The sequence below is a fragment of the Xanthomonas sp. WCS2018Noco2-27 genome, assembly GCF_031843525.1.
Lineage (GTDB): Bacteria > Pseudomonadota > Gammaproteobacteria > Xanthomonadales > Xanthomonadaceae > Xanthomonas.
In genome coordinates this window covers 159734-178412 of the sequence record NZ_JAVTIK010000011.1, presented here as the reverse complement: position 1 = coordinate 178412, position 18679 = coordinate 159734, and the positions used below count along the sequence as shown (strand labels likewise).

The window sequence follows — 18679 nt, the reverse complement described above, 5'->3', positions numbered from 1 at the left end:
AGCGGGCAAGGGCCCTGCAGCAAAATGCGAAGAAGTCGAGGGCGCGGTGCCCTCCCCATTCGCGGGACACGCCGTAAACCCATCCCTGGGGGCTCGATGGCGGCATCCATGCCGCCAACGGTCCCGCAATCGGCAAGGACACCGGACCAGATAGTTGGTCGGCAGTCGCGTGAAAAGCTGCTTGTCGCTCGGCATGCGTCGAAGGTTGGGCCGGCGCATCATGCGTCAACAAGCCTCATCACGCATGGCTCTTGACCAAGCACACCGACCGTCTGGACTGGTCCTTGCCCGCTCACCGTCGCGTGACCCTTGGCGGCATGGATGCCGCCAAGGAGCTTACATGGACGTACTTGCAGCGTGTCCTGCGATGGTGAGCGGGCAAGGGCACTGCAACCAAGCCGCAGATCAACAGCTTTAAAGCTGGCATCACACAACGCAAGGGCTCAAACCGAGTCCCCATCCCGATTCACCACGCCGCCCGCCGCCACGACGGATAGAATTGCGACATGACCGAATTCATCCCTGCAGGCACGTTATTCCACGCACTGCCGTCGCCGTTTCCGATGAAGCGCGGCGGCGCGCTGCATCAGGCCCATGTGGCCTACGAAACCTGGGGCACGCTGGCGGCCGATCGCAGCAACGCGGTGCTGATCGTCACCGGCTTGTCGCCTAACGCGCATGCAGCCGCAAATCAGGCCAACCCCGAGCCGGGTTGGTGGGACGCGATGCTGGGGCCGGGCAAGCCGATCGATACCGAGCGCTGGTTTGTGGTGTGCGTCAATTCGCTGGGCAGCTGCAAGGGCTCCACCGGGCCTGCGTCCATCGATCCGGCAACCGGGCAGTTGTATCGCCTGACCTTTCCGGATCTGTCGATCGAAGATGTTGCCGATGCAGCAGCCGATGTCGTGCGTGCGCTGGGCATCGAACAGCTCGCCTGCCTGATCGGCAACTCGATGGGCGGCATGACCGCGTTGGCGTTGTTGCTGCGGCATCCCGGCATTGCGCGCAGTCACATCAATATCTCCGGCAGCGCACAGGCATTGCCGTTTTCCATTGCCATCCGCTCGCTGCAGCGCGAAGCGATCCGGCTGGACCCTCACTGGAACGGCGGCCACTACGACGACACGCGCTATCCGGAATCGGGCATGCGCATGGCACGCAAACTCGGCGTGATCACCTACCGCTCGGCGCTGGAATGGGACGGCCGCTTTGGCCGGGTGCGTCTGGATTCCGAACAGGCCGCCGACGATCCGTTCGGCCTGGAATTTCAGGTCGAAAGCTATCTCGAAGGCCATGCGCGTCGCTTCGTGCGCTTCTTCGATCCCAACTGCTATCTGTATCTGAGCCGCTCGATGGACTGGTTCGATCTGGCCGATTATGTGGATGCGTCTTCGATCGCTGCCACGCAGGCCGTCGGCACGCAGATCGGCAGCACGCCGGCTGCAGACGTCTCCACCGAGGCCGAGGTGCTGGCCGGCCTGGCAAACATCCGCATCGAACGTGCGCTGGCGATCGGCGCCAACACCGACATCCTGTTCCCGGTGCAGCAGCAGGAACAGATTGCCGAAGGCCTGCGTGCAGGCGGCGCGGATGCGCGCTTTATAGGCCTGGATTCGCCGCAGGGCCACGATGCGTTTCTGGTGGATTTTGCCCGCTTCGGCCCGGCGGTGCGCGCTTTTCTGGACGCCTGCTGATTTCCAGATCCAGGCCAGGCGCGCGCAGCGTGGTGCCGCGCAAGACGTTGACCGCACTGTTTGCGGTGAGCATGGCCAGCATCGTCGCAGCAGGCCTGCTGCCGGTCTGGGTGGCACTCTGGTATGCGGTTGCCAGCAGCGTGGCGCTGATCGCCTACCGGCGCGACAAGACCGCGGCAACCCGCGGCCAGCGACGAACGCCGGAGGCCACCTTGCACGGCATTGCAGTGCTCGGTGGCTGGCCGGGCGCGCTCTTGGCGCAGTCGCTGTTCCGGCACAAATCCAGCAAGACCTCTTTCCAGATCACCTTCTGGGCCACGGCAATCGCGAACAGCGCGGTGCTTGCATGGGCGGTACATCGCTCGATGTAACGCAGGCGCTGCAAGCTGCCGTCAGCGGTTGCGCAGCGATAACCCTCGCCGATCAAACACGTGTTACGGCAGCGGCTCCAGCACCCCGGCACGCATGCGATAGCACCGCTGCACCACGCCGGCAGGCACGCTGTCGTGGGTGATCATCACCAGGCTGCGCTGACCAAGCGCGGCCGACAGATCGAGCAACAGGGCGTGCGCCGTGTCCACGTCCAGGCCGTCGGTGGGTTCGTCGAGCAGCAGGATGGGAGCATCGCGTAACAGCGCACGCGCAAGCGCAAGACGGCGAGCCTGGCCTGCGGAGAGCGTGGCGCCGTTTTCGCCCACCCAGGTGTCCAGACCATGGTGCGCGCTGGCCCAGTCGTGCAGGCGCACCTGCTGCAATACCTGCCACATGGCGGCATCATCGGCATCGGCATCGCCGATGGCCAGATTCTCGCGCACGTTGCCGGCAAACACCGGCGCGTTCTGCGGCAACCAGGCGATGCGTCGATGCCATTGCGCCTGTGCGCAGTGACGCAGATCGATGCCGGCGTAACTCACCTGCCCGGCCTGCGGGTCCCATAGCCGCAGCAGCAGCGCCGACAAAGTGCTCTTGCCGCTGCCGCTGTCGCCGCTGATGGCGATGCGTTCGCCAACTGCCAGCGTCAGATCGAGCGCATGCAGCACCGGCCGCACGCTACCGGGCCATGTAAACGACACCTGCTGCAGGTGCAGCGTGCCCGTGCGTGGCACGTCGATTGGCTGCACCGGCTCGCTGACCGACGGCGCTTGATCGACGATGGACTGCAGGCGCCGCGCTGCGACGCGTGCGCTTTGCAGTGCCTGCAAGGCCAGCCCGGCACCCGCCCATACCTCCAGCAGCGCCATGGTCAGAAACACCAGGCCTGCGGCCATGTCTGCTGCAATCAGCCCACGCTCGGCGGCGCTCAAGGCAAGCCACAACATGCCGGCCAGACCGATGGCCCCGCACACCGCATGCAGCAGGTTGCCGGCGATCAATCGACGGCGCTGCACGCGGTCGCCATCCATCACTGCTGCCGCAGCGGCGTCGAGCTGATGCAGCCAGGCGCCTTGCGCATCGACCGCCGCCAGATCGGCCGCACCTTCCAGACCTTCGAACGCCTGCGTGCGCAACACCGTGCGTTGCTGCGCGCGCAGCTGCTCGCGCTGCGCGCCACCACGTGCCACCTGCCAGGGCACCAGCCCGCCAATCAGCACACCAAGCCCCAGCAACAACCATGCGGCCGGCGGATAGATCAACGCAGCGGCGCCCGCCCCGGCCAACCAGATGCCGAGCAGCGCCGTCAGCGGCGCAAGCGCGCGCACGCTCAGGCCATCGACTTCGCCGATGTCGGACATCAACCGTGCCAACAGATCGCCGGTGCGCGTGGCCGACAACCGCCCCGGCGCAAGCGGCAACGCACGACGGAAGAACCACACCCGCAAATCGCGGGCGATGCGCAAGGTGGCATCGTGTCCGATCAATTTTTCGCCATAGCGCGACACGATGCGCGCAAACGTCAATGCGCGGATGCCTGCCGACGGCGAGAAGAAATTGAAGCCTGCCCCCATGCCTGCAACGCCAGCCAATGCCGCCGCCGTGAGAAAGCTGCCGGACAGACTCAACAGACCCACTCCGGCCAGCATTGTGACCAGCACCAGCAGCGCGGACAGCAGCAAGCGCCAGGCATGCCGGCGAAACACCTCGCTCAGACGATCGTGGCGTGCGCCGCTCATGGCGCGCTTGCCGTCACGGTGGTGCCACGCAGATCGATCACCGTATCGGCCCAGCGCATCACTGCAGGGCTGTGCGTCGCCACTACCACTGCACGGCCGCGTGCGAGTACCCCGAGTGCGCGGAGCAATTCGGCTTCTGTGTCCGGGTCGAGAAACGCGGTGGGTTCGTCCAGCAGCAGCAGATCCGGCGCGCGCAGCAGCAGCCGCGCCAATGCCACACGTCGCGCTTCGCCACCGGACAGGCCAAAGCCGCGCTCGCCGATCACCGTATCCAGGCCCGCCGGCAGCTGCGCGGCAAAGCGAATGACTTGCGCCGCATCGGCCGCTGCACGCAGCTGCGCATCGCTGGCCTGCGGATCGGCCAGCCGCAGATTGTCGGCAATGCTGCCGTGAAACAGATACGGCCGCTGCGTCGCATAGCCCACACGCGTGCCCGGGCGCAGCACCACACTGCCCGCTTCCGGTGGTAGCCAGCCGGCCAGCCCTTCCAGCAAGGTGCTCTTGCCGCTGCCGCTGGCACCGATCACCGCCACGCGCTGACCGGGCTGACCGGGCTGCAGGTCCAGCGAAAACTGCGTGATCACCGTGTGCGGCGCGCCAAGCGGACGCAGCGCCAGACCACGTGCCTGCAGCAACGGCGCATGCGCCTGCGCAGGCTCCAAGGCGCGCGGCGGCGGCGCTGCAACTGGGGCAATGGCATCGGCTTCGGTCACAAAACCTTCCAGCAACCGCTCGGCCTCGGTCACGGCGGCCAGCGCGTTGGCACGGTCGTGGTAATGCGCTGCAAGACGCCGCAACGGCGCAAAGAATTCCGGCGCCAACAGCAAGCAGAACATGCCCGCGCCCAGCGACGGCAACCCGTGCAGGTCGAGCATGCCCAGATAGCTCAGACCGAAGTACAAGGCGACGATGGCCACGCTCACCGAGGCGAAGAATTCCAGCACTGTGGACGACAGGAACGCGATGCGCAGTACCTTGAGCGAGCGCTCGCGCACGCCTTCGGCCGCTGCGGCGATGCCGCCCAATTCGGCCTCCCCGCGCCCATACACACGCAGCAAGCCCAGCCCCTTCAGACGATCGGCAAAGTGCCCGCCCATCCGCGCCAGCTCGCCGAGCTGCTCGCGGCCTGCGGCTTCTGCGCCCCAGCCCACCAGCATCATGAAAAATGGAATCAACGGCGCGGTCAGCAACAACACCAGGCCTACCACCCAGTCGACCGAAAACACCGCGATCAGGATCGCTGGCGGCACCAGCATCATCTCGGTGCGCGCCAGCTGATAACCGACGAAGTAACCTTCCAGCGCATCGGTATGCGCCAGGCTCAACTCGCCAAGTTCACCGCTGCGTTGCCGGCGTAGCCACAGCGGCCCGTGCAGCACCAGCCGACGCGCAATGCGCATCCGCAGTTCGCGCTTGGCCACATCTGCCACTTCGCCGGTCAGCGCTTGCGCCCACCCCGTGAGCACGGCGCGCCCAAGCATTGCGAGCAGCAACCCGATGCCCACATGACGCAGCTGTGCCAGCGCCAGGTGCTGCACCAGCACCGCTTGCACCAACCACGCAATGGCCGCCGATTGCGCAAGCAACAACACGCCAGACAGCGCCACCGCCACACCGGACAGCCGCCTGGCCCGTGCAGCGGGTGCGGCAAGCGCATCCAGCCACTGGCCGCGTTGACGGCGCTGGGCGGAAGTTTCGCTGGCTTGCACGCTGGGCTGGCTCACATGGCTCTCTTCAGGCGGTGCATCGCAGGCGATTGTAAGAGCGGCTAACAAAACGTAGCGAGCAGTCGTCAGGTGGGTGCGGACGGCGCGGAGGAACCGGAGTGTACAGGTGGTACATGCCGATTCCGAGCACCGGCCGCGTCCGCCTGGCGGCTGCACAGGTGTTTTGTTAGCTGCTCCAAGTCGCCACTGTCCACTGCGGGATGGACAGTGTGCCGCACCCGATCGGGGCCGCATTGATTTGGATCAACGCGCGCAACGCAGCGGCGGCAGATGATCCGCCACGTTGCTCACCGATACTCAACCAGGCCACCCCGCCATGATCGACTCGACCGTTGTCGAACTATCGCGGCTGCAGTTTGCAGTCACCGCGATGTACCACTTCATCTTTCCACCGCTGACCATGGGCCTGTCGTTCCTGCTCGGCATCATGGAAAGCGTCTACGTGATGACCGGCAAGCCGATCTGGCGGCGCATGACCATGTTCTGGGGCGTGTTGTTCGGCATCAACTTCGCCATGGGTGTTGGCACCGGCATCGTGATGGAGTTCGAGTTCGGCATGAACTGGTCGTACTACAGCCATTACGTGGGCGATATCTTCGGCGCGCCGCTGGCGATCGAAGGGCTGATGGCCTTCTTTCTCGAAGCGACCTTTCTGGGCCTATTTTTCCTGGGCTGGAATCGCCTGAGCAAGGTGCAGCATCTGATCACCACCTGGCTGGTGGCCTTGGGCAGCAACTTCTCCGCGCTATGGATCCTGATCGCCAACGGCTGGATGCAGAACCCGACTGGCGCGGTATTCAACCCGGACACCATGCGCATGGAAGTGGTGGATTTCATGGCGGTGCTGTTCAACCCGGTGGCGCAGGCCAAGTTCGTGCATACCGTCAGTGCTGGTTACGTGCTCGGCGCAGTGTTCGTGATGTCGATCAGCGCGTTTTACCTGCTGCGCGGCAAGCACACCGAGATGGCGCGCCGCTCGTTTGCGGTGGCCGCGGCCTTCGGCCTGCTGTCGTCGCTGTCGGTGGTGGTGCTGGGCGACGAGAGCGGCTATGCCGCCAACGAGCACCAGAAAATGAAGCTGGCCGCGATCGAAGCGATGTGGGAGACCGAAGCCGCGCCAGCCGACTTTACTGCCTTCGGCATTCCCAATCAGCAGACCCATCGCAACGACTACGCGATCAAGATTCCGTATCTGATGGGCTTGATCGCCACCCGCTCGCTGGATACGCCGATTCCCGGCATTCTGGAACTCGTTGGGCGTGCCGAGCATCGCATTCGCGGTGGGCAGATCGCCTACGGCGCGCTGCAGCGTATTCGCGCCGACACCAATGATGCCGAAGCACGCAAGGTCTTCGACGCCCATTGGCAGGACCTGGGCCACGGCTTGCTGCTGAAGCGTTATCGCGACGATATCGGCAATGCCACGCCCGAGCAGATCGCGCAGGCGGCGATGGACACCGTGCCACGCGTACTCCCGCTGTTCTGGACCTTTCGCATCATGGCCGGCATCGGCATCTATCTCATCGCCTTCTTCGCCATTGCGTTCTGGTTCGCGTGCAAGCACACCTTCCAGGAAAAGCGCTGGTTCCTGACCTTGGCGGTGTGGACGCTGCCGCTGCCGTGGATCGCGATCGAATGCGGTTGGTTCGTGGCCGAATACGGCCGCCAGCCGTGGGCGGTGGAAGGCGTATTGCCCACGTTCTACGCCGCATCGGGTCTGGATCTGTACGAGATCGTGCTGACGCTGGTGGGCTTTACCGCGCTGTACACCACGCTGCTGGTGATCGCGATCAAGTTATCGCTCAAGACCATCCGCAGTGGCCCGGACGTGCTGTTCCCGCCGACGCAACCCAGCGCGTCGCCTTCCTTGCCGCAAGGTCATGCCCCGATGAGTCATGCCCCGTTGAGTCACCCACCGTTGAGCTCCGGCGCCGTGGCCGGCAGCGCACCGTAACCCAGGAGAGACCGTGATGGATTTCGTATTGCTCGACTACACAACCTTACGTGTGATCTGGTGGCTGCTACTCGGCGTGCTGCTGTCCGGTTACGCAGTGATGGGCGGCTTCGATCTGGGCGTCGGCGCGCTGCTGCCGTTCGTTGCAAAAAACGATGCCGAACGCCGGCTGGTGATCAACACCGTCGGCCCGGTCTGGGAAGGCAATCAGGTATGGTTGATCCTGGGCGGCGGCGCGATCTTCGCCGCGTTCCCGCCGCTGTATGCGGTGAGTTTTTCCGGTTTCTATCTGGCGATGTTCGTGATGTTGTTTGCGCTCATCCTGCGGCCGGTCGGCTTCAAGTTCCGCGGCAAACTGGTGGATCAACGCTGGCGCAGCACCTGGGACTGGGCCTTGTTCGTCGGTGGGTTCGTTCCGGCGTTGATCATGGGCGTGGCGGTTGGCAATGTCGTGCTGGGTGTGCCGTTCCATTTCGACGACAGCATGCGCACGTTCTACACCGGCAATCTGTTCGGGCTACTGACGCCGTTTGCCTTGCTCGCCGGTCTGCTCAGCGTGGCGATGCTGATCGCCCACGGCGCGGCGATGCTGGTGCTCAAGACCGATGGACCGGTGGCCGACCGTGCCGCGCGTGTCGGCAGCACCGCCGCGATGGCTGCGCTGGCGTTGTTTGCTGCAGCCGGTGTCTGGGTGGCGCTTGGCTTGCCGGGCTATGCGGTGACATCGGTGCTGGCGACCGATGCACAGACCAATCCGTTGGCCAAGACCGCAGCACTCACGGCCGCTGGTGGCTGGCTGCACAACTACAGCAGCATGCCGGCCACCTTGATGGCGCCGCTGCTCGGCCTGCTCGGGCTCGCAATGAGCGCAGTGCTGTTGCGCGCGCGACGCGGCGGCCTGGCGTTCATTGCGTCGGGCAGCGCCATCGTCGGCATTGTCTTTACAGTGGGCTTTGCGCTGTTCCCGTTCCTGCTGCCGTCGTCCACTGCACCAAGCGCCAGCCTGACGCTGTGGGATGCCTCCAGCAGCCGCCTTACGCTATGGATCATGTTGCTGGCCACCACCGTCTTCATGCCGATCATCCTGGCCTACACGGCGTGGGTGTATCGCGTACTCAGGGGCAAGGTCACTGCGGAGGAACTCTCAGTCAATCCCAATGCGTATTAGCCGACGCAATGGCTGCGACGCCAGCACGTCGTCGCAGCCGCGCTCGCCTTCCCACTCTCTCACCGTTTTTCAGGAGCACAACGATGTGGTACTTCGCCTGGATTCTCGGCACCGGCCTGGCGGCATTGGCCGCTGTCCTCAACGGCATGTGGTTCGAAGCACGCGAGCCCGAGCGTGCGCATCGGCCGCAGGAAAAATAATTGCGACAGATGCTTGCCGATTCCGCATTCCCTATGTAACATACGCGGCTCCTTCGGGGTGTAGCTCAGTCTGGTAGAGCGCTACGTTCGGGACGTAGAGGTCGCAGGTTCGAATCCTGTCTCCCCGACCAGTTTCAAAACACAAAACCGGCCTCGTGCCGGTTTTGTGTTTTCAGGCGCCGTCGCACGGCTGTGCACGGTGCGGATGGTCTGTCATGTCTGTTGTCACTGCCGCCTCGTCCCCGTCTGCCCAATTGCGTGGGCGAGGTTTGGTGCTGGCCGCCATTTTGTTGTCCGCATTCAACTTGCGCACGGCGGTGACCTCACTCACTCCGCTGCTGGAACGCATCGCCGACGAATACGCGTTCGGTGCGCCGACCATGGGCGCGCTCGGCATGTTGCCCACTGCCGCGTTTGCGTTGACCGGCGTTGCAACGCCAGCCGTCTTGCGTCGCTTCGGCCTGCTGCGCACGGCGCTGTTGTCGATGGCGCTGGCCACGCTCGGGCTGGTATTGCGCCCGCTGCTGCCGGGCACTGGCGGGCTCCTGGTGGGCTCGCTGGTGGCGCTGGCCGGCATGGGCATGGGCAACGTGGTGTTGCCGCCATTGGTGAAGCGTTACTTCGGCGACCGCGTGGGCCGCGTCAGCACGCTGTACATCACCGTGCTGCAGGTCGGCACCCTGTTGCCGGCATTGATGGCGGTGCCGGTGGCCGACGCGCTGGGCTGGCGCAGCTCGATGGTGGTGTGGGTACTGCCGGCGCTGCTTGCATTGGCGGCCTGGGCGCTGGTGCACACCAACCAGGGCCGTCTGCGCGCGACCGGCCCGGCGCCGGTCACGCCAACCCCCGAGGCCGAAGGACGGGTCGCACGCACCGCCTTGGGCTGGAGCATGGCGATCACCTTCGGCATGACCTCGCTGGTGACCTATTCGATGTTCACCTGGCTCCCCACGCTGCTGCGCGAGGCCGGCGCCTCGCCTGCATTCGGCGGTACCATGGTCGCGCTGTTCGCCGCGCTGGGCATGGTCGGTGCGTTGACCATGCCGGCATTGGCAGTGCGCATGCGCAACCCGTTCCCGATCGTGCTGCTGTGCGCGGCCTGCCATCTGATCGCGTTCGCCGGGCTGTGCTGGGCACCGCTGGCGGCGCCGATCCTGTGGGTGACCTTGCTCGGCCTGGGGCCCAGCACCTTTCCGCTGGCGCTGGTGCTGGTCAACCAACGCAGCCGCACTGCTGCGGGCTCGGCCGCGCTCTCGGGTTTTTCGCAAGGCGTGGGCTATGCGGTGAGCTGCCTGGGGCCGTTTCTGTTCGGCTGGCTGCATGCGCATCGCGGCGGCTGGACAGCGCCGTTCGGATTTCTGGTGATCTGCATCGTGGTGCAGCTGGCCGCCGCCTGGGTGGCCTGCCGTCCACAGCTGCTGGAAGACCTATGGGCGCCGCCGGCACGCGGCGCCCGTGCAGTCAGCGCACCGGCAGACTGATGTAGCTGGGCTGCTCCGGCGTCACATAGATGCGCTGGGTGGCCTTTTGATAATCGCCCGGCTTGGCGAAGAAGAGATTCGGCACGTAGGTCTGCGGGTTGCGGTCGTACAGCGGGAACAGGCTGGATTGCACCTGCACCATCACCCGATGGCCCTTCTGGAAGGTGTGATTGGCGGTGGGCAGACCGAACTCGAACGCCAGCGGTTGATTGGCCGCCAGCGGCTTGGGCGCGCTGAAACTCTCGCGATACCGGCCGCGGAAAATCGCCAGCGACACTGGAAGCTCATAGCCGCCCATCTTCGGGCTGGACGCCATCTCATCCGGGTAGACATCGATCAGCTTGACCACCCAGTCGCTGTCGCTGCCGCTGGTGGAGGCCTGCAGATGCACATCCGGCGCACCGGCAATCTGTAGCGGTTCGGTCAGCGGTTCGGTGACGAAGGTCAGCACGTCGGGGCGGCCGTCCACAAAGCGCTGGTCGTGCACCAGCCAGGTGGTCCACATGCTGCGGTCGCCAAAATCCACCGGGCGCGGCACGAACGGCACCGGCTTGGCCGGGTCGGAAACATATTCTTCAAACGCGCTCTGCCCGGCAGCGGGTTTGTCGAAGGACAGCTTGCCGCCGGCCTGCAGATACAGCGGTTTGCTCGCCGACGCGCAGCCCTTGTCGCAACTGCGCGGCCAGGACTGCAGACGATCCCAGCGGTTCTCGCCGGTGTCGTAGATGAAGACCGGCGGCGTGCTCGCCTTGGGCGCGCCATCGACCAGGTATTGGTCGAAAAACGGGCGCAACACATCGCGGCGGAACTGACGCGCGGTATCGCCATCGAACGTGAGCGCGCCCAACGTCCCGCCATCGGCATTGACCTGACTGTGCCGCCACGGCCCCATCACCAGATAGTTGAGCGTGTTGCGCGTGTCGCGCGGTTCCATTGCCGCGTAGCTGTGGATCGCGCCCCACATGTCTTCCTGATCCCACAGCCCCTGCAGCCACATCGTGGGCACCTTGAGCGGCGTGCGCGCCATCACCTTGTCCAGCGCCTGCTCCTGCCAGAACGCATCGTAGGCCGGGTGTTCGGTGAGCTTGTGCCACCACGGCAGTTGCTCCAGCCCTGCTGCCTTGGCGAAATCCCCGGCCGACCCGGCCTGCAGGAAATTGCTGTAATCGTCCTGTCCCTGGCGCGGGATGCCGGCACCCTTGCCGCGCTTGCTGAGCTGTCCGGTGAAGTAGTCGAAGTTGACCTGGCGGAACGCGCCGTAATTGAACCAGTCGTCGCCCATCCAGCCATCGATCATCGGGCTTTCCGGCGCGGCCACCTTCAATGCGGGATGCGGATTGGTCAGCGCCATCACCACGGTGAAGCCCTCGTAGGACGAGCCGATCATGCCGACCTTGCCGTTGGATTCGGCGACGTTCTTGACCAGCCAGTCGATGGTGTCCCACGCATCGGTGGCGTGATCCACAGCGCTGGGATTGAGTGCGCCACGCAACGGGCGGGTCATCACGTAGTCGCCTTCGGAGCCGTACTTGCCGCGCACGTCCTGGAACACGCGGATGTAGCCGCCTTCCACAAACACGTCGTCGCCGAGCGGCAGCAGATCCTTCATGTGCGGCGATGCCAGCCGCTCGCTGCGGCCGCTGGCGTCGTAGGGCGTGCGCGTCAGCACCATCGGCGCATGGCGCGCGCCCTTGGGCATCACGATCACGGTGTGCAGCTTCACGCCGTCGCGCATCGGGATCATCACCTCGCGCTTGATGTAGTCGTTGGCGGCGTCGCTTGCCACGAACGGCTTGCCGGTGATGTCCGGCGTCATCGGCGAGGTCTGTGCAACTGCGCTGCCGGTGGCGGCGGCAATGGCGGTGGCAAGCAGGCAGGCGGCAAAGCGGCGCATCGACGACTCCGGAAAGTGCGGGGTAATCGTCGACTGTAGGCAGGTGGCGGGCTGCCGGGGGAGTGTCAAAGGTCGTGGTTGGAAGGTTGGGCGTGCGGCAGTGGCTGCGAATGGGCCTGGATGCGGTGCACGGCTTTGCACGCACGCTGGTTGCGGACCGTGGCACATGCAGTGTTGCGTAAGCTCACGATGCCAACCCCCTTCAACCAAGGGCGCGACATCGATGCCTCAACAGCTCAAGGCTCGCTGACGGGCAACCACACGCCTGATCCGCGGCGTGCCGATCAGTGCCGCACCTGGCCTTGCCCACGCACCACAAAGCGCTCCACGGTGAGCGCTTCCAGGCCCATCGGGCCATACGCGTGCAGACGCGTGGTCGAGATGCCGATCTCGGCGCCCAGGCCAAGTTCGCCTCCATCGGAGAAGCGCGAAGAGGCGTTGACCATCACCACCGCCGAGCGCAGCGCGTGCACGAAACGCTCGGCGTTTGCGGCGTCTTCGGTGACGATGACTTCGGTATGGTCCGAGCCGTACTGACGGATATGGGCCAGCGCGGTGTCCAGGTCCGCAACCACGCGGATTGCCAGAATCAGATCCAGAAACTCGGCGGCATAGTCGTCGTCGCTGGCGGGCGCGATGTCGGGCACTAGCGCGCGCGTTGCCGCATCGCCCCGCAACTCCACGTTGCGGGCGCGCAGCGCAGCGGCGGCCAGCGGCACAAAGCGCTCGGCGATGTCCGCATGCACCAACAGCGTTTCCAGCGAATTGCATGCCGATGGCCGGGTCGCCTTGCCATCGACCAGCAGACGCACTGCACGCTCCATATCGGCCGATGCATCTACAAACAGATGGCACACGCCCTTGTAATGCTTGATCACCGGCACACGCGCGTGCTCGGCGACAAAACGGATGAGCCCTTCGCCACCGCGCGGAATCGCCAGGTCGATGATGTCGCTGAGCTGCAGCAGCTCCAGCATGGTCTCGCGGCGCAGATCCTCGACCAGCGTCAATGCCGCTTCCGGAACGCCGGCCTCGCGCAAGGCGCGCTGCAACGCACGCGCAATGGCGGTGTTGGACTGGATCGCTTCGGAGCCGCCACGCAGGATCACGCCATTGCCCGCCTTGATGCATAGCGCGGCCGCATCGGCGGTGACGTTGGGGCGGGCCTCGTAGATCATCGCGATCACGCCCAGCGGCACGCGTACCTTTTGCACGCGGATGCCGTTGGGGCGGGTGTCGTCGCGCGTGATCTGACCGACCGGGTCCGGCAACTGCGCCACCTCGCGCAATGCCGCCGCGATGCCGGCCAGGCGCGCGTCGTCCAGCGCCAGCCGATCGAGCATGGCGCTAGCCGTTCCCTTCGCACGCGCCGCCTCAAGATCGCGCGCGTTGGCAGCCAGGATCAATACGGCATCAGCTTCCAGTGCCGCAGCCATCGCTTCGAGCAAGGATTGCTTTGCGTCGGCAGAGAGTTGCGACAGCACCTGCGCGGCATCGCGACATTGCAGAGCGAGCGTTTTGATGGTCATTTGGGGGCCGGGATTTGGGATTGGGAATTTGGGATTCGCAAAAGCAGGGCTATCGTTTTATCACCGCAAGGCAATCAGTCGCTGGGACGTAGAAGCGGCATTTGAGAAATGCAGTGCACATGCTGTTGCCAATCCCGAATGCCCATTCCCGAATCCCCGCTACAAAAGCACCAAATCGTCGCGATGCACCACGTTCTCGCCATAGCTGTAACCGAGCACGCTGTCGATCTCGCGCGAGTGTCGGCGCGCAATCCGGCGGATATCCAGCGCCGAATACTGGCTGACGCCACGTGCCAGACACCGCTCGCCGTCGGCATCGCGCAGACGGATCTCCACCATGTCACCGCGACGGAAGTCGCCTTCGGCACCGGCCACGCCGCCCGGCAACAGCGACGCGCCCTTGTCGCACAGCGCGGTTGCAGCGCCCGCATCGATCAGGATGGCGCCCGCCTCCACCGGTGAATGACGTAACCAGTATTTGCGTGCAGCGATGCGCGTACGTGCGGCGTGGATGCGCGTACCGCTCAGGCGATCCTGCGCCAGCCCGCGTACTACCTCGCCGCTGCGGCCATTGAACAGATAGGTTTCGATGCCGGCCGCGCCCGCCTTTGCGGCGGCTTCGAGCTTGGTGCGCATGCCGCCGGTGCCCACGCTGCTGCCGCTGCCGCCGGCCATCGCCATCACCTGCGGCGTGAGCTCGGGAACATCGTCGAGCGGCCGCGCCAATGGGTTGCTGCGTGGGTCGGCGCTGTACAGGCCGTCGATGTCGGTGGCGATGAACAGCGCATCGGCATCGACCAGCGCGGCGACGATTGCAGCCAGATTGTCGTTGTCGCCCAGCTTGAGCTCGTCCACCGACACGGTGTCGTTCTCGTTGATCACCGGCAGCGCGCCCAGCCGCAGCAACTCGCCCAGGGTGGCGCGTGCATTGAGATAACGACGACGGTTGCGCAGGTCGTCGTGCGTGAGCAACACCTGCGCGACCGGCCGTTCGAAAAAGCGTTGCCACAGCGCAATCAACTGCGCCTGACCCAGCGCAGCCAGCGCCTGTCGCGCTGCGATCGGCGCGCCGATCTCGGCAGCCTTCGGCAAGATTGCGCGGCCTGCGGCCACTGCGCCCGACGACACGATCACCAGTTCACGTCCGGCCGCCAGATTGGCCGAGACAAACTGCGCCAACCCCAGCGCAAAACGCGGCGACAGGCCACCGCCATCGGCGGCAAGCAGGCTGCTGCCGACCTTGAGCACCGCACGCCGCCATGGCGGCAGCGGTTGCTCGGTAAAGGGCGATGACGTGCCGGCGGGCGTACTCATGGGGGCAAGGTACTCAGAACGTGTTCCATTCGTAGACGGTCAGTGTGGACGCATCACGCAGCACCAGGGGGTCGCGCGCGACGATCCGCTTGGCCTCCTCCAGACTGTCGACGTTGACCAGCACATACGCCCCACCGGAGCGATCGCTGAAACCACCGGTCAACTCAAGCTGCGCGGCGGCTCGCAGTTCCTCCAGAAACGCCAGATGCGGCTCCACCACATCGGCGGGAAACGTGGCATTGCGGATCGCCAACACCAGATAGCGCGTCTTCATCAGCCTGCGTCCTTGATGCGTGCGGCCGCTGACGTGCGTTCGCGACCATGCGGTGCGGAAATCACCAGAAAGCGCGCTTCTACGTCCGACAGATTGTGCATCTGATGGGTAGACCCCGGCGGCACGTGCAAGCCCTGCCCGACACGCAGCACATGTTGCGCACCGTCCAGTTGCAGCATCACTTCACCGGCCACAACGTAGAAAAAATGCCGTGCGCGACTATGCCGATGGCGCAACTCTGCGGCGCCTGGCGGCATGCGTTCTTCGAGCACGCTCAAGTTGGGGTCGCGCAACAGATGCCAGCCTTCGCAGGCCTCACCCCAGGGGTAATGCTCGGCCGTGTCGGTGCTGATCATGGCCATCAGCGCAGCGCCTGCCAACGCGCGCGCAACACATCCAGCTGCAGATCGGCTGCGGCACCAGGCGAGACGCGCGCAGCCAGGCTGCCTTCCGGCGTGCGTCCCTGCCCTGCGGTCTCGGATACTTCCGCAGCAGCCTTGTAGGCATCGCGAAACGGTACACCGGCCACGGCCGCTTCCACCGCCACATCCGTGGCGTACATGCCCGAGTCGATCGCTGCATGCAACTTGTCCGGGCGCCATTCCAGATTGGCAAGCAACGCAGGCAGCAATTCCAGCGCAGCCAGACCACGGCCGAAACCGTGCACGATGGCGCCCTTGCTGCTCTGTAGATCGCGGTGGTAGCCGGAAGGCAGCGACAGCAGTTGTTCGATCTCGGTACGCGCCGCCGCCACACTGGCATGGGTGGCACGCATCAGTTCGATCACGTCCGGGTTGCGCTTGTTCGGCATGATCGAGCTACCGGTGGTGTACTGCGCCGGCAACGCGACGAAAGCGAATTCGCCGCTGGTGAACAGCGACAGATCCCAGGCGATACGGCGCAGGTCCAGCGTGGCGCTGCCCAGTGCTTCGAGTGCGGCCAGCTCGTATTTGCCACGCGACAGCTGCGCGTAGATCGGCGAGACCTGCAGACGTGCAAAGCCGAGCTCGGCGGTGGTGTGCGCACGGTCCAGCGGAAGATTGACGCCGTACCCGGCGGCGGTGCCGAGCGGGTTGCTGTCCACCAGGTGCAGGGTATCGGTCGCGCGCACGGCGTTATCGATAAATGCCTCTGCCCAGCCCGCCCACCACATGCCCGCCGACGACACCACCGCACGCTGGATATGCGTATAGCCCGGCACCGGCAATGCGGCTTCGGCCTGCGCGCGATCCAGCGCCACCTTGGCGATCTCGCGGCTGAGCTCGGCCACGCGCTGCAGCTTGTCCTTCAGCCATAGCCGCGTGGCGACCAGAATCTGATCGTTACGACTGCGCCCGGTGTGGATCTTGCGCCCGGCATCGCCCAGCCGCTCGGTCAAGCGCGCTTCGATCGCCGAATGGCAATCTTCGTACTGCGCATCGAGCACGAACGCGCCGCTGCGGAAATCGTCCGCCAGCAGATCGAGCTGTTCGCTCAAGCCGCCCAGCTCCTGCAAGGACAGGATGCCGATGTGCTGCAGCCCCTGCGCATGCGCCTTGCTGGCTGCGATGTCGTGCAGGAAGAACTCGCGATCCAGGATCACGTCGTCGCCGGCCAGAAACGTCTGGATTTTGGCGTCCACCGCAACACCGGGCTTTTGCCACAACAGATTAGTCATTTGGGTCCTTTTTGCGGGGCTGGGGACTGGGGACCGGGGACCCGGAAAAGCAGGAGCGTTTGCCCTTGCTCTTCCCGGGTCCCCGGTCCCTGGTCCCTGGTCCCGAGAATCACATCGAAATTGCGGTCAACTCGTCCCAGCCAAACGCCAGGTTGAGATTCTGCATGGCCTGGGTTGCCGCGCCCTTGAGCAGGTTGTCCAGCGTCGCCACCACCACCACGCGCTTGTTGCCGGGCGCCAGGGTGATGCCGCCAATCTGCACGCCGTGTTTGCCTGCGATGCGGCTCACCCACGGCGCCTCGTCGACAAGCTCGATCAGCGGCTCGCCCGCGTAACGCTGCGCATAGCGCGCCTGGATCTGCTCGCGCGTCAGCGGCTGCTGCAGCCACAGGTTGACGGTCATGGTGATGCCGCGGAAATGCGGCGCCACATGCGGCATGAACTCCACCGGCACGCCGAGCTGTGCCGACACTTCGCGCTCATGCATGTGGTTGGTCAGCGCATAAGGCATCAGATTGTCGGCGAGCAGCTCGGGATTGTTCTTGTCCGATGGTGTCGTCCCCGCACCGGAATAACCGGACACGCCAAAGCATTGCGGCGGGCCGGCCAGCTGATCCAGCAATGGGGTGATCGCCAGCTGCATTGCAGTGGCATAGCAGCCGGGGTTGCTGATGCGGCGCTGCCCCGCATACTTGCCACGGGTGAGCTCCGGCAAGCCGTAATACCACGCAGGGTCGAAGCGATAGTCTGCCGACAGATCGATCAGCAGCATCTGCGGCCGGCGTGCATCGATTGCGGCAACAAACGGTTCGGCCTTGCCATTGGGCAGCGCCAGGATCACCACATCGGCGCCCTTGGCGGCCACCGCGTCGGCATCCAGGCTCTCGAATCGCAGATCGCCGCGATAGCCGTCGTTGTGGTCGGCCACGGCCTGCCCCGCCAGTTCGCGCGAGGACACGAACACCAGCTGCAGATGCGGATGCGCCACGACCAGCTTGATCAGTTCAGAACCGGTGTGCCCGCGGGCACCAACGATGCCGATGGTTGTTGTTTGAACACTCATGCGTTTGCTTCCAGGCGGAACTGCAGGTGGCGTTTCACCCCGGCCCATTCCGTATCGATGATGGAGAACACCACGGTATCGCGGGGCGTACCGTCGGCGTGGCGGGTGTGATTGCGCAGTACGCCGTCCTGCTTTGCGCCCAGCCGCGCGATCGCCGCGCGCGAGGTGTGATTGAACCAGCTGGTTTCGAACACCACGCTCAGGCAGCCCAGCGTTTCGAAGGCGTGCTGCAGCAGCATCAACTTGGCTTCGGTATTGACGCCGCTGCGTTGCACGCGCGGCGCGTACCAGGTGTAGCCGATCGACAGCCGGGGCACGGCGGCATCCAGCGCGTAGTAGCGCGTGCAGCCGACGGTGTCACCTGCCGCATCGCGCACCACCAACGGCAACGCCGCGCCATCGGCGCGGGCTGCCATTGCCGCCGCGATGTAGACATCGACCTGGGCCGGTGCCGGCACGCCGGTGTACCACAAGCGCGACAGCGCGCCGTCGCCCAGCGCCGCACGCAGGCCATCGGCATGGGCAGGCTGCAGCGGCTCCAGGGTGGCGTGCTGCCCGCGCAAGATGGGCATCTCGCTCCAGGCCGATGGCAAGGCGGCGGGTGTCATTGCGC

At 65.2% G+C, this 18679-nt stretch carries 16 protein-coding genes, 1 tRNA gene and 1 other RNA gene; 7 read left to right on the top strand and 11 right to left on the bottom strand.

Annotated features, from left to right (window positions below; translation table 11 throughout):
- Positions 1-506 precede the first annotated feature (506 nt).
- Together RQH86_RS17240 and RQH86_RS17235 are read left to right on the top strand one after the other, a co-directional pair.
- A complete protein-coding gene (locus tag RQH86_RS17240) occupies positions 507-1694 on the top strand; it encodes a homoserine O-acetyltransferase (protein WP_311238571.1) in 1188 nt (395 codons plus the stop codon).
- A gap of 29 nt (positions 1695-1723) precedes the next feature.
- Positions 1724-2065 (top strand): DUF1294 domain-containing protein, encoded by a 342-nt coding sequence (locus tag RQH86_RS17235; RefSeq protein ID WP_236699282.1) that lies wholly within the window; start codon positions 1724-1726, stop codon positions 2063-2065.
- A 63-nt stretch (positions 2066-2128) separates the two neighbouring features.
- On the opposite strand, the gene cydC is transcribed toward RQH86_RS17235, so the two are convergent.
- The 3 genes from cydC to RQH86_RS17220 all read right to left on the bottom strand — a co-directional run bounded on the left by cydC (position 2129) and on the right by RQH86_RS17220 (position 5647).
- Complete coding sequence (cydC, locus tag RQH86_RS17230; protein ID WP_311238572.1) at positions 2129-3805, bottom strand: thiol reductant ABC exporter subunit CydC; 1677 nt, start codon at positions 3803-3805, stop codon at positions 2129-2131.
- A complete protein-coding gene (cydD, locus tag RQH86_RS17225) occupies positions 3802-5562 on the bottom strand; it encodes a thiol reductant ABC exporter subunit CydD (RefSeq protein WP_311238648.1) in 1761 nt (586 codons plus the stop codon). Before cydD ends, cydC begins: the two co-directional genes overlap by 4 nt.
- Before the next feature lie 9 nt (positions 5563-5571).
- A non-coding RNA gene (locus RQH86_RS17220) (sX9 sRNA) lies at positions 5572-5647 on the bottom strand.
- Positions 5648-5848: 201 nt separating this feature from the next.
- Between RQH86_RS17220 and RQH86_RS17215 the strand changes: the two genes are divergently transcribed.
- The 5 genes from RQH86_RS17215 to RQH86_RS17195 all read left to right on the top strand — a co-directional run bounded on the left by RQH86_RS17215 (position 5849) and on the right by RQH86_RS17195 (position 10335).
- On the top strand, positions 5849-7486 hold the full coding sequence (locus RQH86_RS17215; protein WP_311238573.1) for a cytochrome ubiquinol oxidase subunit I: 1638 nt from the start codon (positions 5849-5851) through the stop codon (positions 7484-7486).
- A gap of 16 nt (positions 7487-7502) precedes the next feature.
- On the top strand, positions 7503-8654 hold the full coding sequence (gene cydB, locus RQH86_RS17210) for a cytochrome d ubiquinol oxidase subunit II (protein WP_311238574.1): 1152 nt from the start codon (positions 7503-7505) through the stop codon (positions 8652-8654).
- 83 nt (positions 8655-8737) lie between these two features.
- The gene (gene cydX, locus RQH86_RS17205) at positions 8738-8854 is read left to right on the top strand and encodes a cytochrome bd-I oxidase subunit CydX (protein WP_055852095.1); all 117 of its coding nucleotides are present in this window, start codon (positions 8738-8740) and stop codon (positions 8852-8854) included.
- A 54-nt stretch (positions 8855-8908) separates the two neighbouring features.
- Positions 8909-8985 (top strand) — tRNA-Pro (locus RQH86_RS17200).
- Positions 8986-9108: 123 nt separating this feature from the next.
- On the top strand, positions 9109-10335 hold the full coding sequence (locus RQH86_RS17195) for an MFS transporter (protein ID WP_055852092.1): 1227 nt from the start codon (positions 9109-9111) through the stop codon (positions 10333-10335).
- On the opposite strand, the gene RQH86_RS17190 is transcribed toward RQH86_RS17195, so the two are convergent.
- The 8 genes from RQH86_RS17190 to RQH86_RS17155 all read right to left on the bottom strand — a co-directional run bounded on the left by RQH86_RS17190 (position 10316) and on the right by RQH86_RS17155 (position 18674).
- A complete protein-coding gene (locus RQH86_RS17190; protein WP_311238575.1) occupies positions 10316-12229 on the bottom strand; it encodes a CocE/NonD family hydrolase in 1914 nt (637 codons plus the stop codon). The genes RQH86_RS17195 and RQH86_RS17190 overlap by 20 nt on opposite strands.
- Positions 12230-12513: 284 nt before the next feature.
- On the bottom strand, positions 12514-13758 hold the full coding sequence (locus tag RQH86_RS17185; RefSeq protein WP_311238576.1) for a glutamate-5-semialdehyde dehydrogenase: 1245 nt from the start codon (positions 13756-13758) through the stop codon (positions 12514-12516).
- A 159-nt stretch (positions 13759-13917) separates the two neighbouring features.
- Positions 13918-15072 (bottom strand): glutamate 5-kinase, encoded by a 1155-nt coding sequence (proB, locus tag RQH86_RS17180; protein WP_115527902.1) that lies wholly within the window; start codon positions 15070-15072, stop codon positions 13918-13920.
- A gap of 13 nt (positions 15073-15085) precedes the next feature.
- Positions 15086-15346 (bottom strand): YciI family protein, encoded by a 261-nt coding sequence (locus RQH86_RS17175; RefSeq protein ID WP_115527903.1) that lies wholly within the window; start codon positions 15344-15346, stop codon positions 15086-15088.
- On the bottom strand, positions 15346-15708 hold the full coding sequence (locus RQH86_RS17170) for a cupin domain-containing protein (RefSeq protein WP_055852323.1): 363 nt from the start codon (positions 15706-15708) through the stop codon (positions 15346-15348). Before RQH86_RS17170 ends, RQH86_RS17175 begins: the two co-directional genes overlap by 1 nt.
- Positions 15708-17003 (bottom strand): argininosuccinate lyase, encoded by a 1296-nt coding sequence (locus RQH86_RS17165; protein ID WP_311238577.1) that lies wholly within the window; start codon positions 17001-17003, stop codon positions 15708-15710. Before RQH86_RS17165 ends, RQH86_RS17170 begins: the two co-directional genes overlap by 1 nt.
- Positions 17004-17112: 109 nt before the next feature.
- A complete protein-coding gene (argC, locus tag RQH86_RS17160; RefSeq protein WP_311238578.1) occupies positions 17113-18066 on the bottom strand; it encodes an N-acetyl-gamma-glutamyl-phosphate reductase in 954 nt (317 codons plus the stop codon).
- The gene (locus RQH86_RS17155) at positions 18063-18674 is read right to left on the bottom strand and encodes a GNAT family N-acetyltransferase (RefSeq protein ID WP_055852073.1); all 612 of its coding nucleotides are present in this window, start codon (positions 18672-18674) and stop codon (positions 18063-18065) included. The genes argC and RQH86_RS17155 overlap by 4 nt, the downstream gene beginning before the upstream one ends.
- Positions 18675-18679: the final 5 nt, after the last annotated feature.

What these genes read in the sequence shown, in the direction of transcription:
- RQH86_RS17240 (WP_311238571.1), top strand. Translation starts at nt 507, where the DNA reads ATGACCGAATTCATCCCTGCAGGCACGTTATTCCACGCACTGCCGTCG.
- cydC (WP_311238572.1), bottom strand. Translation starts at nt 3,805, where the DNA reads ATGAGCGGCGCACGCCACGATCGTCTGAGCGAGGTGTTTCGCCGGCAT.
- RQH86_RS17215 (WP_311238573.1), top strand. Translation starts at nt 5,849, where the DNA reads ATGATCGACTCGACCGTTGTCGAACTATCGCGGCTGCAGTTTGCAGTC.
- cydB (WP_311238574.1), top strand. Translation starts at nt 7,503, where the DNA reads ATGGATTTCGTATTGCTCGACTACACAACCTTACGTGTGATCTGGTGG.
- cydX (WP_055852095.1), top strand. Translation starts at nt 8,738, where the DNA reads ATGTGGTACTTCGCCTGGATTCTCGGCACCGGCCTGGCGGCATTGGCC.
- RQH86_RS17190 (WP_311238575.1), bottom strand. Translation starts at nt 12,229, where the DNA reads ATGCGCCGCTTTGCCGCCTGCCTGCTTGCCACCGCCATTGCCGCCGCC.
- RQH86_RS17185 (WP_311238576.1), bottom strand. Translation starts at nt 13,758, where the DNA reads ATGACCATCAAAACGCTCGCTCTGCAATGTCGCGATGCCGCGCAGGTG.
- proB (WP_115527902.1), bottom strand. Translation starts at nt 15,072, where the DNA reads ATGAGTACGCCCGCCGGCACGTCATCGCCCTTTACCGAGCAACCGCTG.
- RQH86_RS17175 (WP_115527903.1), bottom strand. Translation starts at nt 15,346, where the DNA reads ATGAAGACGCGCTATCTGGTGTTGGCGATCCGCAATGCCACGTTTCCC.
- RQH86_RS17170 (WP_055852323.1), bottom strand. Translation starts at nt 15,708, where the DNA reads ATGGCCATGATCAGCACCGACACGGCCGAGCATTACCCCTGGGGTGAG.
- RQH86_RS17165 (WP_311238577.1), bottom strand. Translation starts at nt 17,003, where the DNA reads ATGACTAATCTGTTGTGGCAAAAGCCCGGTGTTGCGGTGGACGCCAAA.
- argC (WP_311238578.1), bottom strand. Translation starts at nt 18,066, where the DNA reads ATGAGTGTTCAAACAACAACCATCGGCATCGTTGGTGCCCGCGGGCAC.
- RQH86_RS17155 (WP_055852073.1), bottom strand. Translation starts at nt 18,674, where the DNA reads ATGACACCCGCCGCCTTGCCATCGGCCTGGAGCGAGATGCCCATCTTG.